This is a genomic window from Staphylococcus simiae (genome assembly GCF_017357005.1).
GTDB classification, from domain to species: domain Bacteria; phylum Bacillota; class Bacilli; order Staphylococcales; family Staphylococcaceae; genus Staphylococcus; species Staphylococcus simiae_A.
In genome coordinates, this window is record NZ_CP071589.1 from 2,483,995 (window position 1) to 2,497,835 (window position 13,841).

Annotated in this window: 13 protein-coding genes and 1 riboswitch; of the genes, 4 read left to right on the plus strand and 9 right to left on the minus strand. The window is 32.6% G+C overall.

Features of this window, described 5'->3' with window-relative positions; all coding sequences use genetic code 11:
• Nucleotides 1-25 precede the first annotated feature (25 nt).
• Both budA and J3R86_RS11540 read right to left on the minus strand, forming a co-directional pair.
• On the minus strand, nt 26-730 hold the full coding sequence (gene budA / locus J3R86_RS11535; protein WP_207517422.1) for an acetolactate decarboxylase: 705 nt from the start codon (nt 728-730) through the stop codon (nt 26-28).
• Nucleotides 731-994: 264 nt separating this feature from the next.
• The gene (locus J3R86_RS11540) at nt 995-1,954 is read right to left on the minus strand and encodes an L-lactate dehydrogenase (protein WP_207517423.1); all 960 of its coding nucleotides are present in this window, start codon (nt 1,952-1,954) and stop codon (nt 995-997) included.
• A gap of 543 nt (nt 1,955-2,497) precedes the next feature.
• Here J3R86_RS11540 and J3R86_RS11545 point away from each other — a divergent pair.
• Nucleotides 2,498-3,946: an APC family permease gene (locus J3R86_RS11545; protein ID WP_207517424.1), complete on the plus strand. Its 1,449-nt coding sequence runs from the start codon at nt 2,498-2,500 to the stop codon at nt 3,944-3,946.
• A gap of 442 nt (nt 3,947-4,388) precedes the next feature.
• Here the strand turns inward: J3R86_RS11545 and J3R86_RS11550 are convergent, their stop codons facing one another.
• Both J3R86_RS11550 and J3R86_RS11555 read right to left on the minus strand, forming a co-directional pair.
• Complete coding sequence (locus J3R86_RS11550; protein ID WP_207517425.1) at nt 4,389-5,726, minus strand: aspartate aminotransferase family protein; 1,338 nt, start codon at nt 5,724-5,726, stop codon at nt 4,389-4,391.
• 209 nt (nt 5,727-5,935) lie between these two features.
• Nucleotides 5,936-6,754, minus strand: a complete 819-nt coding sequence (locus tag J3R86_RS11555; protein WP_207517426.1) for a MetQ/NlpA family ABC transporter substrate-binding protein — start codon at nt 6,752-6,754, stop codon at nt 5,936-5,938.
• Between the two features lie 98 nt (nt 6,755-6,852).
• Nucleotides 6,853-6,962: riboswitch (SAM riboswitch) on the minus strand.
• A gap of 312 nt (nt 6,963-7,274) precedes the next feature.
• Between J3R86_RS11555 and J3R86_RS11560 the strand changes: the two genes are divergently transcribed.
• Nucleotides 7,275-8,636 carry an FAD-dependent oxidoreductase gene (locus J3R86_RS11560; protein WP_207517427.1) on the plus strand — a complete coding sequence of 454 codons (1,362 nt, stop codon included), beginning with the start codon at nt 7,275-7,277 and terminating at the stop codon, nt 8,634-8,636.
• Between the two features lie 300 nt (nt 8,637-8,936).
• A complete protein-coding gene (locus tag J3R86_RS11565; RefSeq protein WP_207517428.1) occupies nt 8,937-9,371 on the plus strand; it encodes a hypothetical protein in 435 nt (144 codons plus the stop codon).
• Nucleotides 9,372-9,403: 32 nt separating this feature from the next.
• Here J3R86_RS11565 and J3R86_RS11570 read toward each other — a convergent pair whose 3' ends face one another.
• Nucleotides 9,404-10,360, minus strand: a complete 957-nt coding sequence (locus tag J3R86_RS11570) for a hypothetical protein (RefSeq protein ID WP_207517429.1) — start codon at nt 10,358-10,360, stop codon at nt 9,404-9,406.
• A gap of 157 nt (nt 10,361-10,517) precedes the next feature.
• On the minus strand, nt 10,518-10,649 hold the full coding sequence (locus tag J3R86_RS12250; RefSeq protein ID WP_278249689.1) for a hypothetical protein: 132 nt from the start codon (nt 10,647-10,649) through the stop codon (nt 10,518-10,520).
• A 138-nt stretch (nt 10,650-10,787) separates the two neighbouring features.
• Here J3R86_RS12250 and J3R86_RS11575 point away from each other — a divergent pair, with 138 nt between their 5' ends.
• On the plus strand, nt 10,788-11,678 hold the full coding sequence (locus tag J3R86_RS11575; protein ID WP_207517430.1) for a fructose bisphosphate aldolase: 891 nt from the start codon (nt 10,788-10,790) through the stop codon (nt 11,676-11,678).
• Nucleotides 11,679-11,801: 123 nt separating this feature from the next.
• Here J3R86_RS11575 and J3R86_RS11580 read toward each other — a convergent pair whose 3' ends face one another.
• The 3 genes from J3R86_RS11580 to J3R86_RS11590 form a co-directional block, all read right to left on the minus strand.
• Nucleotides 11,802-12,395 carry a PadR family transcriptional regulator gene (locus J3R86_RS11580; RefSeq protein WP_207517431.1) on the minus strand — a complete coding sequence of 198 codons (594 nt, stop codon included), beginning with the start codon at nt 12,393-12,395 and terminating at the stop codon, nt 11,802-11,804.
• A 255-nt stretch (nt 12,396-12,650) separates the two neighbouring features.
• Nucleotides 12,651-12,965 carry a YciI family protein gene (locus J3R86_RS11585; RefSeq protein WP_207517432.1) on the minus strand — a complete coding sequence of 105 codons (315 nt, stop codon included), beginning with the start codon at nt 12,963-12,965 and terminating at the stop codon, nt 12,651-12,653.
• Entirely contained in the window at nt 12,958-13,830 is an 873-nt protein-coding gene (locus tag J3R86_RS11590; RefSeq protein WP_207517433.1) for a class I SAM-dependent methyltransferase, read from the minus strand. Before J3R86_RS11590 ends, J3R86_RS11585 begins: the two co-directional genes overlap by 8 nt.
• Between the last annotated feature and the right edge of the window lie 11 nt (nt 13,831-13,841).

Consider the following 13,841-nt stretch of genomic DNA (forward strand, 5'->3'; position numbering starts at 1 on the left):
GTAACAAAAATTTTAAAGGTACTAATTATTCAGCTTCTCTAATATCATCTGCTATATTTTTATAATCAATATCTGACTTAATAAACGTCTCGTTATTTACTGGGAAATGCTGTTCAAATGTTTCAAAGTTTTGAATTTCTATAGTGGCATTTTCTACCTCAAAATCTAGAACATGACCACCATATTGTCGTTCATCGTCTGCAAAATGCAAATGAAATCCTGCTGAACCTATACCATGAAATAATTCTGGTGTGAAAAATCCTACTACAGCACCTTCGATATGGTGTCTAGTTTCTTCAGGTTGTCTACGTGCCGAATCGATTAAACGTGTATAAGGAGGTTGTTGTGCTGGCATCATTCTGACATGCATATATTTAAATGTTCCAGCTATTTTTACCGCAGAAAATAAATTTTCACTTAACATTTGTGATTTGATGTCATTAAATACTTGCTCTTGAGTTTGATTCTGCACATCAAATTGCTTGTCAGCTCTAAAGTTCGTAATCGTTGCATAAGGTGTCTTTTCATCACCAGTAAGTTCTACAAACTCTTTATATTCATTTGCATGATAAGCTTTGCCATCTAGAAAAATAACTTCCCCATTTGAACCAGTTAAAGTTGCAATACCCAAATTACCATGTTCTAATAATTCATTAATTGTCGCAGTTCCTTCTAATAATCCAGCCATTAAAGTACCTAATGTGCCATGTTGATATAAGACATTTGTCATGTCATCATTCACTCCCATATCTATTCATCATTGTTAACTATATTTTCATCTTTAGTTATTATTTGAGTTAGTATCATATTTTAACGTGCTATTAAAATATGAATTGTTCAATACTTATTTTACGCTAAAATAGTTATTCCAATCAATGTACAGATACTGAGATACTTTGAATACTATAGTAAAAGAGACCAATACGCTAAAAATAGCGATATTTGGTCTCTGTTTCAATCAGGCAATGCTATCGTTAAATATGACTGTTCATGCTTAATCTTCTAGTAGATATTTAATAGAGTTAAATGTTTCTTCTAACGTTTTAACAGATTGATCAAATAATTGTTGTTCTGTATCACTTAGTGGTGTTTCATAAATCTTAACTGCACCATTCTCATTGACTAAAGTTGGCACACCTAAGTAAACCCCTTTATGTCCACCATATTGACCATCCAAACGTGTTGATACATTTAAGACATTATTTTCATTATTTAAAATGGCTTTTGAAATTCGCATTAAAGCTAATGCAATACCATAATACGTAGAACCTTTAGCTTGAATAATGTCGTATGCTGCATCACGTGTATTCACATAAATTTCTTCTGCTTTCGCTTCACTACCAGTTTGTTCTTTTAATGCTTCAAACACTGGTATACCGGCAATATTGGCTTGTGACCAGACTGCTAATTCTGTATCACCATGTTCACCGATAATGCTTGCATTAACACTTGAAGGTGCAACATCAAATTCTTGGCTAATTAAATATTGTAATCGTGCGCTATCCAATACTGTACCAGAACCAATCACACGTTCTGATGGTAGTCCTGTATATTCTTTAACAAAACGAGTTAAAATATCTACAGGATTCGCAGCGATTAAGAAATAACCATCAAATCCACTATTCATGACACTACTAACAATACTTTTCATGATTTTAGTATTTTTTTCTACCAATTGTAATCTCGTTTCACCTGGCTTTTGAGGTGCACCAGCAGTAATAACAACTAAATCAGCATCTTTACAATCTTCATATTCCCCTGCTTTAACATCTACAGGTGAAGGACAATGAACTGTACCGTGATTCAAGTCTTGGACATCTGCTTTCACTTTGTCTTTAGCAATATCAATAATGACAAATTCATCTGCTACACCTTGAGTTACCATTGCAAAAGCATAACTAGATCCTACAGAGCCATCCCCAATTAATACTACTTTTTTACCAAATGATTTCATAATTCTATCTCCTAACATTTTAAATTTATGTTATACGTGTATTCACGCATCATATCTATTACAAAGTTAAAGGTTAATATTTTTATTTAATTATAATATTATGATAAAAATTTACAATTAAAAAATGCGCAGTGTAATATAGTATTTTCGTGTTTTTAGTTGTTAACTGTTGATATATCAATAGTTTTTTACTACGCTCTATTTGTGACAATTTTAAGCACTTATATTTAAATAAAATGACTTTGATCATTTATTGAGAGGTACTAAAATTACAATATCTAGCTATTTCACTATGTCATTTTCATAAATATCTACCAATAGTTAGAAAATTAGAAAGAAACAGTACTTATTTCTATAATTTCTGTTATAATCGATTTTATCATTTCAAAAAAGGTTGATTTCTCAACATTAAATTTGGGAGCCATATAAAGTTGTGATTTTTCAGAATTTTTAGACAAAAGTCATTCCATTTATGATAATATATAACTTATTAAAAACAACAAATAGGAACTAATGTTACTATAATTTATTGGAGGTAAATCTATGGCTAGTTTTTTTCATAGAATAGTTAGAAAAGAAGATCCAACTGTTTATCAAAATAAGGATGGACATTTGAAACGTACGTTACGTGTACGTGATTTTCTTGCTTTAGGTGTTGGAACAATTGTATCTACATCTATCTTTACTTTACCAGGTGTCGTTGCTGCACAGCATGCAGGTCCTGCTGTTGCTTTATCATTTTTACTTGCAGCCATCGTTGCTGGTTTAGTTGCTTTTACTTATGCTGAAATGGCTTCTGCCATGCCATTTGCCGGCTCTGCATATTCTTGGATTAATGTTTTATTTGGAGAATTTTTCGGATGGGTTGCCGGTTGGGCTTTATTAGCAGAATACTTTATCGCTGTAGCCTTTGTTGCTTCCGGTTTTTCAGCCAATTTGCGTGGATTGTTTAAACCAATAGGTGTTGAATTACCAGCCGCACTATCTAATTCATTTGGTACTAAGGGTGGTGTCATCGATATTGTCGCAGCGATTGTCATCATTTTAACTGCTTTGCTGCTATCACGTGGTATGACACAAGCTGCACGTATGGAAAATATTTTAGTTGTCCTTAAAGTATTAGCCATTATTTTATTTGTAGTTGTTGGTTTAACTGCACTTAACTTTGCAAACTATGTTCCATTCATTCCAGAACATAAGGTGACAGACGCTGGTGACTTTGGTGGTTGGCAAGGTATCTATGCCGGTGTCTCAATGATTTTCTTAGCTTATATCGGTTTTGACTCAATTGCAGCCAACTCAGCAGAAGCTATCAATCCACAAAAAACAATGCCTAGAGGTATTTTAGGTTCATTAATTATTGCTATTGTATTATTCGTTGCAGTGGCACTTGTCTTAGTTGGAATGTTCCATTACTCAGAATATGCTGACAATGCTGAACCTGTTGGTTGGGCTTTACGTCAAAGTGGACATGGCATCATTGCTGCAATTGTTCAAGCTATCTCAGTTATTGGTATGTTTACAGCACTAATCGGTATGATGTTAGCTGGTTCACGTTTACTTTACTCATTTGGTCGAGATGGTCTACTACCTTCTTGGTTAGGTAAATTAAATAATAAACATTTACCAAATCGTGCGTTAATCGTGTTAACAATTATCGGTGTTGTTATTGGTTCAATGTTCCCATTCGCATTCTTAGCACAATTAATCTCAGCCGGTACACTTGTTGCATTTATGTTTGTATCAATTGCTATGTATCGTTTAAGAAAGCGTGAAGGTAAAGACTTGCCTATCCCAGCATTCAAATTACCATTATACCCAGTGTTACCTGCTGTTACCTTTATTCTAGTATTGCTTGTATTCTGGGGATTAGGATTTGAAGCTAAATTATATACGTTAATTTGGTTTGTAGTAGGAATTATTCTTTACTTATCTTATGGTTTAAGACATTCTAAGAAAAATGTCGAAAAAGAATATACACCACCAAAATAATAATATGATAAACATAAAAAGCATTTCCACACGGTTTTTACAATGTGGAAATGCTTTTTATGTTGTCTCTATAATAAATTAGGTTAGGAGTGGGACAGAAATAATTATTTCAAAGAAATTATTTCGTAATCCCACCCCGGCAAGACTGACTAGGTTTGTGAAATGTTGATAAATCACCATTTCACAAACCAGACAGTTACTGCTAAATGCTTAATTTTAAGTGTAAAATGCTTTTTGTCCTAGCCTCAATCGTTTTTTTGAAAAAAAAGGGAACAATACCCTATCATTTAAGTCACCACAACTATAGAAAGAGAGGGATTGCGCCTATATCTGATTGTATTATAAAAACATTTATTTTTCAATATTATACAATCTAGCCAATTATTAACATATGCTTAAAATTAATAATTTAATACATTCGGTGTCATTCTTATTTTACTACTTACCACCCTTGACCAGAAATATCGTATTCTTCTAAGCCTCCATGTTCTAATGCACTAAGGGCATCTTCTAATGTATCTAATGCATAATCTAATTGTTCATATGATATCACTAATGGCGGTTGGAAACGTAACACATTACCTGCAACAGCAATAATAACAATGCCATGTTCAAAACAATAATTGCAGATTTTTAATGCTGCTTCGTTGTCTCTAGACTTATTTGCTTTATCTGACACAATATCAATGCCAATGCTTAATCCAACACCTCTGACATCCCCGACGCTACTAAATCGTTTAGTCCATTGATCCATGCGTTGTCTGACATAATGTCCTTTATCCGTACTTGCTTGTAATAGTTCTTCATCTTCGATCATTTGTAATGTCGCTAATGCCGCTTCACAACTAACTGGATTGGCGCCTGTAGTAAACAAATGTGCTGGTGCATCTAAACTTTCCATAATTTCTTTGCGACCTACAAGTGCAGACATAGGTAATCCACCTGCTAATGATTTTCCAAATGTAATTAAATCTGGCGTGAAATTATAATGTTCAACAGAACTCCACGTTCCTGTTCGTCCTAATCCTTGTTGAATATCATCTACTGCTATTAAAATACCATGTTCGTGACATAGTTTTTCTAATGCTTCAAAATATCCTGGCACTGGTTCTAATAAACCACCATCGCCTTGAATTGTTTCGACAACAACACACGCCACTTCATCTGCAGGTACATACTTAGCAAACATTTCTTTTAAAGGAGCTAAATATTCTTCCACAGTGTTTGGTTGCTGTTGCTCATACATGCCTCGATACTTATCTGGAAAAGGGATATGATAGAATCCATTTAATAGTGGTCCATAGTTTTTACGCATATTTAAGCTAATAGATGACATTGATAACGCACCAAAAGTTGAACCATGATACGCATTAGTAAAGCTAATGACATAAGGTCTACCAGTATAACCTCTAGCAAATTTGACAATACCATCATTTGCATCTGAACCTGACAATCCAAATGTTACACGTTTTTCAAAATCACCTGGTGTAATGTCACAAAGTTTTTTAGCTAATTTAACTAGTGGTTCGTGATACATATATGCTGGTGTATAATGGATAAATTTATCTACTTGATCTTTAATAGCTTCACTCACTTGTTTAGGTGCATGTCCAACATTTTGAGAACTTGCACTTGCTAATAAATCAATATACTCTTTGCCTTCAACATCTACTAATGTTGCACCATAACCATGATCAATCACTAGCGGATAATATTTAATACGACCTGATTTAGCAAAATATTGTTCATCTTCTTCAATTAAATCATAAGCTTTACTCATATTACTTCATCCTCCCATTGCCTTGTTTATTAAAAAACTAGTTTTAATTCCCCATATTTTTCAATTAATGATAGTATTCAATATACTAATAAAATTCTGATTTGTAAATATATTCTGACAATTATAACTTATAGAATAATACTACACTCTTACTTTCACAAAAAAATCTGGACTTATGTGTTGTAGCACCAGTCCAGATAACATTAACTTTATTTAGCTTGGTAAGGAATAACATCCTTGCCATATGTCTTTTTAATGTAGTTTTGTGTGTCTTTAGAACGTAAGACCTCCAATAACGCTTGAATTTTAGCGTCCTTTTTATGACCAGATTTAACAGCGATGATATTAGCAAATGGTGACGATTCACCTTCAAGCTCAATCGCATCTTTAGATGGTATCAAACCATTATCCAATGCATAATTAGAGTTCATAATTACTGCTGCACCTTCCCCACTATTATAGGTCTTTGGAAGAAACTCAGCACCTTGTTGGTGATTAAATTTTAACTTCTTTTTATTTTCTTTGATGTCTTCAAATTTAGCATCTTCTATATTGACACCTGGTTTTAATTTTATTAATCCTTTATTAACAAAAAATGATAAAAAGCGTCCTTCTTCTGCTGGATTATTAGAGACATAAATCGTTGAACCTTGTGGTATGTCTCTAATATCTTTATATTTCTTACTATATACGCCCATTGGTGTTGTAAATACTTTACCTACTTCTTCTATATCGTAACCGTGACTTCTTTTTTCAGCTTTTAAATAAGGAACGTGCTGAAAGAAATTAGCATCAACATCTCCTTTATCTAGTAATTTATTAGGTACTTTATAATCATTAACAATTTTAACTTCTAAGTCATAGCCTTTCTTCTTCATTTGTTCTTTAGCGTACTTTAAGACATCTCCATGTGGTGCTGGTGATGCTGCTACTGTTATCTTTTTATCTTCAGAAGATTTGCCACCACCACAAGCAGCTAAACTTATCACTAATATACTTAATACGACTATAGCCATTATTTTTTTCATATGTAAGCCCACCTTTCTTGTTAACTACTCAATAAAGAAAGTTACTTATCATACAACAAAAAAGCTTCCTCCTGTTTAAGAGAAAGCCCATGTTCTTTCTCTCATCTTCAAAAGTAGTAAGCTACTTTATTGTGATTTAGCACCATGTCTTTGGTAAGACGGTTGCTGGGCTTCATAGGGCACATCCCTCAGCCTCTCTTGATAAGAGTCTCATTTATTGAATTGAATTTATCCTATCACTGCTTCATTTTAAAGTCAATATTAATTCTGAAAATTCCGATAATAATAATACGCGTTCACTTACGATAAGACTGTATAATAGTTTAATTCGACTACTTGGTGAATTGTCTTACTTTTCATTTCAGATCATTTTTTATATTCAATTTTGACATTTTTTTGAAAACTATTAGATTCTCTATATTATTTTGTGTAATAAATATTTTATGTGGTAAATAACTAATATCACTATTTAATTTAAAGGTATATTTTATTATAGATTGAAAATTGGAGGTAACAAATTATGAAATATGTTGTAGTAGGAACATCACATGCAGGTTATGAGGTTATAGAAACACTTTTAAAAGAAGACCCTCAAGCACAAATAGAAGTCTTCGAAAGTGGCGATAAACCTTCGTTCTTATCTTGTGGTATTCAAAGTTATTTAGAAGACGTATCACCTTCACTAGATTCATTACATTATGCTACGACTGCTTCTTATGAGAAACAAGGTGTTAATATTCACGTTAATACGACAGTTGTAGATTTAGATACAGATAATAAAACGATCACCGTAGAACATGATGATACTAAAGAAAATATTAGTTATGACAAACTATTTTTAAGTCCAGGTGGCAGTGCTGTTAAACCACCTATTACAGGCATTGATGATTATAATAATGTCTTCTTTATGCGTGGTCGTGAATGGGCAGATAAAATCAAGCAACGCATGCCTCATGCTAAAAAAGCAGTTGTAGTAGGCGGTGGATATATTGGTATCGAAGCTGCTGAAGCATTTGCTAAAGCTGGCATCGAAACTAAAATTATTGATGTTGCTGAGCGTATTTTAAGCACGTATTTAGATCCTGAATTCACAAATATTTTAGAACAAAATTCAAAACAACATCATTTAGAATTTATTGGTGGTGAATCAGTTAAAGAAATTACTGGTAACGACAATGGCGATGTAACAACAGTAATTACTGATAAAGGTGAATATCAAGCAGACACTGTGTTATTCGCAGTAGGTGTAGCCCCTGCTACTAGTTGGCTTAAAGATAAAATTGACTTAGGCACTAAAGGTATTATTACTATTGATCATCATCAACAAACTTCAGCACCTGATGTATACGCAGGTGGCGATGCAACAATGGTACCATTTGCGCCAATAGAAGAAGATCGCTATATTGCTTTAGCAACAAATTCACGTCGTCAGGGTGTTACTGCAGCGTTAAATATGGTTGGTAAATCTGCTACGATGCCTCGTGTATCTGGTACATCTGGCCTACAGTTATTTGATTATAAATTTGGTCAAACAGGTGTACATGGCACTGAAGCTGATAATTATGACGGTCATCTAGGACAACAATATGTTGAAGAACGTATTAGACCTAAATTTATGCAAGATGATACTACAGTGCATATGAAAATAATATTTGATAAAGATAGTCATCGAATATTAGGTGGTCAAGTGATGTCAACTGAAGATGTCACACAAGCAATCAACACATTGTCAGTAGCGATTTCAGCTGGCTTTACTTTAGAACAGCTTGCAGTTCAAGATTTCTTCTTCCAACCTGATTATGATAGACCATGGCATTATTTAAATGTTCTTGCTCAACAAGCACTAGGACAATCATACGGTAGCGATCAAATGCTATTCTAAACATACTACAAAAAGCTGTGAAGAGATTTTTCTTCACAGCTTTTTTTATAACTATAGCGCCTGGAATAAAACGGATTTGATGCTTAATTTGATGCGTTTGGCAGTAACTGTCTGGAATATAAAGTGTTGAAAAATTAGCGTTTTATAATTCTAGTCAGTCTTGTAGGGTGAGTAAGACCCCAGCAAAGAAAAATTTTATATCTGTTCCATTCCCTCAAGGTGTCGTGCCATCAATAATGACATATTTTTCTCCATTTAGGGAAATATGAGTATATATATATTATTGAGGTGACATTTTTTATGTATTTAAAATGGCTTTATCATAGCTTAGCAGCAATTGTTATCAGTCTTGTATTACTATTGAGTACGGCAATCATCGATCGTTTCAATCAAGGATTTTATCTAAATCAATTATTATTAAATATTGATTTTATTGCTAATCCTGCAGATACACCATATATCATTGAAGTACTTCTACATTTAGCCCTCGGATTATCAATATATGTGATATTTGTCTTCATTTATCGTTATGTTCAACATTTTTATTTATTATGTTATGGCTTCTTGTTCATCGTATTTTTGGTACTATATCCATTACTTATTGTTATAGCTGTACGTCCAATTTTTCAATTTAATATGTTGGCATGGCTATGGTGGGTGGTATGTCATATATTATTTATGTGGTTAATGATGATGGCTATTTCTATGATTGAAAAGCAAAATAAAAGGAACTAGAGACGTTATTTTCGCCCTAATTCCTTTTGCTATTATATTTCGTCGCCATGTTCATCATATTTTGTGACGTTGCCATCACTATCAATAATATATGAACCCGCTAAATCACCATTTTTATCTGTATAAGAGAATCCCCATTTACCATCACCCATTTGTTCAGGTTCTTTATATGTGTATTTATCTGTATTTAAAAGATGACCTTCATAGTCTTCAACTGCATCAATAACATTACTACGTGTAATCTTTTTACTTGATTGATGATTATTTGAAGTATCAGTTGATGAATCATCACTATCAGAATCTGAGTTAGTTGATTGATCACTATCAGTTGTTTGTCCACTTTGGAAGTATTTTTTAACTTGTGTAATTTCACTTTCACTGGCATCATACAACTTCACAGTTTTAGTGTTATTAATAATGTTATTCGTCTCTTTCTCAGAATAATCAGCTTCCGACCATCTTAAATCTTGAAAATGAGATGGCGCAAAATACATCGTTATTGTGCCATCGTTATTATTCTTATAAATAACATGACCTGCTGCATTAGCAGAAGCAGTAATAACTTGTGTACCATCAGGATATTTCGCAGAATGCTCTGGTAACGTTGGATTAATAGCTTCTCCTGAGATGTCTCTATTTTCTAACTTCAAATCGCCAAAAGGTGTATCTTTACCATTTCTATAATCAGGTAAGCCTGTTAACCAAACTTTAGCAATATAATCTTCCGACGTAGTATCTTGTTGACTCTTACTACTTTGTTGGCTTTTGCCACTTTGTTGATCTGAAGACTGGCTTTCATTCGATTGTTTATTATTACTTTGCTCATCATTAGATAGTTTTTTATCTTTATTGGTGTTTTGTGTTTGCTTAGTTGAATCTGTATGTTGTTCTTTACTACCTTGATTTGATGAAGATTCCTGATTATTGTTTTGATTACATCCGACAAGTAAAACTGTTAAACCTAATGTGACTGCTGCTAATTTTTTCATTTAAAATCCCCTTAATGATCTATATAATACTTTTATTATATACTTAATAACTACTTAAAAATAGCTTAAATATGTATTTTACACATATTTTTATTTTAAAATTATATTGCGGTATGTATGAATAGAGTTTATGGCTTATCTTCAATTAAGTCATCGCTCATTGGTAATCATCAATCCGCTTTATATCATCAAGACGATATACAGTCACCTTCCAATCTTTATGTAATTGAACTGCTAATGTCGATTTTCCTGAACCTGGACTCCCTACAATCAGTATTTTATGTGCCATTAGCCACCTCCTGTGTCTTTAATCCTCAACACTAAAATTTTAATTTACATTTTACACTAAAAACAAGCTTAATAACTTGAGAAATTCTAGCATTTTCATCATACTGTAAGTGGATGATATAGTTAAGGAGTGAATTATATGAATAAAGAACAATTAGAAAAAATGAAACATGGTAAAGGTTTTATTGCTGCATTAGACCAAAGTGGTGGTAGTACACCTAAAGCACTTAAAGAATATGGTGTTAACGAAGATCAATATAATACAGAAGATGAAATGTTCAAACTTGTTCATGATATGCGTACTCGTGTCGTAACTTCACCTGCATTTTCACCTGATAAAATTTTAGGTGCTATTCTTTTCGAACAAACAATGGATCGTGAAGTTGAAGGTAAATATACTGCTGATTACTTAGCTGATAAAGGTATCGTTCCTTTCTTAAAAGTAGACAAAGGTCTAGCTGAAGAAAAAAATGGTGTTCAATTAATGAAACCTATCGATAATTTAGACGAAGTATTAGATCGTGCTAATAAACGTCACATTTTCGGTACAAAAATGCGTTCTAACATTTTAGAATTAAATGAAGAAGGTATTAAAGAAGTTGTTGCTCAACAATTTGATATTGCTAAAAAAATTATCGCTAAAGGTTTAGTACCAATTATTGAACCTGAAGTAAATATCAATGCTAAAGATAAAGCTGAAATTGAAAAAGTATTAAAAGCTGAACTTAAAAAAGGCTTAGACAACTTAAATGATGATCAATTAGTAATGTTAAAATTAACTATCCCAACTGAACCAAACTTATACAAAGACTTAGCAGAACATCCAAATGTTGTACGTGTCGTTGTATTATCAGGTGGCTATAGCAGAGACGAAGCAAACAAATTATTGAAAGACAATGATTTATTAATCGCTAGTTTCTCACGTGCCTTAGCTAGTGACTTACGTGCTAGCCAATCAGAAACTGAATTCAATAAAGCATTAAGTGATGCTGTTGATTCAATTTACGATGCATCAGTAAACAAAAACTAATATATAAATGACACAAGCACCAGTAAGAAATATATCTTACTGGTGCTTTTTTTAGTTCTCTAATAAATTGGCTAGCAAGATAACCTTTAAATTATCTTGCTAACTGAACATATTGTAGATTCATTATACTTCTTTATGGTCTTCTTCTGTACCTAAGAAGTCTTTTAGTTGTTGCGTTGTTTGATCGATGATGTGATCAAATTGTTGTTTTTGATCATCATCTTTCATTGCTTGTTGACTTGCTTTGAACATCAATTTAAAGACTTGTTGCAATTGCTCACGAGCTTCATGCATTTTGTCAAAGTCCATATGTTTAAATTGTTCTAAACGTTGCGTAAATTCATCTTTATCAACATTATCTGCCAAGAAATCTTTACCTTCTTGAGTAATACTATACACTTTTTTATTTCCTTGTTGTGAAATAGAAACAAAGTCACGATCTTCTAACATTTGTAAAATTGGATAAACTGATCCTGGGCTTGGTGAATAGAATCCTTTGAAACGTCCTTCTAAATCTTTAATAATTTGATAACCATGTTTTGGTTCTTCTTCCAACATTTGTAAAATAATAAATTGTAAATTACCTTTTTTGAAAAATCGATCTCTGATATTACGTGAGCTAGGTTCACCAAAATCTAAATTTTGAAAACCTTTACCAAATCCAAATCCTTCATGTTTCATCATATGTGCTCTCATATCATGTCTTCTATTAAACATTGTCATCATCCTTTTCTTTTTCGATATATCGATATAATAAACGATATATCGAAAACAGTCAAGCGATATATCGAAAAGAACATAAAAAAGAAGTAGGATTGAAATAAAATTGCTAAAAATTATTTCGTCATCCTACTTCGTAAAGACGTACCAAAATCGTAAAATGTTGATCTGTTAATACTTTATAACTTAGACAGTTGTCACTATATATATCATACACTTTATCTCAGACTCTTGTTGCAACTATATTTGATTTTAGAATGGTCGATTGATAGTTAAATTATTTAAATCGCCAAACATTGGTTTCCACTCTTCTACAGTATACTCTGCTACTAATCCTTGATACCAATAAGGGTCATTTTCTAATAATGTTTGTAACTTTTGTTCATTATCCGCTTTTAAAATCAAATATGCTTCTTTACGTTGCTCATCCTCATTCTCAATAGGTCCTGAAATTGCTAAATAACCTTTTGTCGTAAGTTGATATAAATATTTCACATGTGCTTCTAAATGTTCTTTCCATCCTTGTAAATCTGTATGCACAAATTTCACTATATAATAATTAGTCATGATGATCACCTTCTTTAGCATGTATAAGTACTTTTCCAAATTTACCACCTGTGGTAACAGGTATAGTTGTACCGTACTTATCTTGTAAATAATGTTGAATATCATTCAACATTGCAGTAGATACTTCAATATCAAAGTCAGTAAACCATGTAGGTAATTGATTCATTACATCTTTTAAAGCCATATCTGTTGTTTTAGTATGTCGTTCAATTAGTGTTTGGTACGTATAATTATTTACATATAGCAATTGTAATAGATAGTACATATCTGCTGTTGTGGGTACACTTTGTAAGTTAAATTGTTCTATTAATTCATCTACTAATTTATTTTCTTTAGGACCTGCCATTAAACTGACATAAACATATTTATTAGCAATTTTTAAAGCTTTTTGTACTGCTTCCCAATCAATTACAGCAGGACACATTGAAGCAAATACAAAGTCATGATGTCCTATTTCAGTTGCCGTTTTATTTTCGAAAGCTGCAGTCATAACATTAACGTCTACATCGTATGTTGTGGCGTTTTTGATTAATAATTCGCTTAATAGTGGAGAAGGCTCTACAGCAGTTACTGATGCACCACGCTGTGCGAATGGTACACTAAATACACCGGATGCTGCACCAACATCTAAGATGGACATATGATTGAACGTTGGAATTTGTTGCTCTATCCATTTTATAATACGTTCGGTACGCGCCTTGCCCTCTTCACTAAATGACTGGCAATCATAATTCATGGCCCATTTTTCAAATTCTGGTGAATCATATGAACCTAAGCCTGCACGCTTCATTTTCTTTAGTGACGTATTTGGATCATTACGCCATTGATTTTCCCAAAATTGACTACTAAATATCGACTTTGACATAATTTATCTCC

What these genes read in the sequence shown, in the direction of transcription:
- J3R86_RS11560 (WP_207517427.1), top strand. Translation starts at nt 7,275, where the DNA reads ATGAAATATGTTGTAGTAGGAACATCACATGCAGGTTATGAGGTTATA.
- budA (WP_207517422.1), bottom strand. Translation starts at nt 730, where the DNA reads ATGACAAATGTCTTATATCAACATGGCACATTAGGTACTTTAATGGCT.
- J3R86_RS12250 (WP_278249689.1), bottom strand. Translation starts at nt 10,649, where the DNA reads ATGGCACATAAAATACTGATTGTAGGGAGTCCAGGTTCAGGAAAATCG.
- J3R86_RS11540 (WP_207517423.1), bottom strand. Translation starts at nt 1,954, where the DNA reads ATGAAATCATTTGGTAAAAAAGTAGTATTAATTGGGGATGGCTCTGTA.
- J3R86_RS11565 (WP_207517428.1), top strand. Translation starts at nt 8,937, where the DNA reads ATGTATTTAAAATGGCTTTATCATAGCTTAGCAGCAATTGTTATCAGT.
- J3R86_RS11570 (WP_207517429.1), bottom strand. Translation starts at nt 10,360, where the DNA reads ATGAAAAAATTAGCAGCAGTCACATTAGGTTTAACAGTTTTACTTGTC.
- J3R86_RS11580 (WP_207517431.1), bottom strand. Translation starts at nt 12,395, where the DNA reads ATGTTTAATAGAAGACATGATATGAGAGCACATATGATGAAACATGAA.
- J3R86_RS11590 (WP_207517433.1), bottom strand. Translation starts at nt 13,830, where the DNA reads ATGTCAAAGTCGATATTTAGTAGTCAATTTTGGGAAAATCAATGGCGT.
- J3R86_RS11585 (WP_207517432.1), bottom strand. Translation starts at nt 12,965, where the DNA reads ATGACTAATTATTATATAGTGAAATTTGTGCATACAGATTTACAAGGA.
- J3R86_RS11550 (WP_207517425.1), bottom strand. Translation starts at nt 5,726, where the DNA reads ATGAGTAAAGCTTATGATTTAATTGAAGAAGATGAACAATATTTTGCT.
- J3R86_RS11555 (WP_207517426.1), bottom strand. Translation starts at nt 6,754, where the DNA reads ATGAAAAAAATAATGGCTATAGTCGTATTAAGTATATTAGTGATAAGT.
- J3R86_RS11575 (WP_207517430.1), top strand. Translation starts at nt 10,788, where the DNA reads ATGAATAAAGAACAATTAGAAAAAATGAAACATGGTAAAGGTTTTATT.
- J3R86_RS11545 (WP_207517424.1), top strand. Translation starts at nt 2,498, where the DNA reads ATGGCTAGTTTTTTTCATAGAATAGTTAGAAAAGAAGATCCAACTGTT.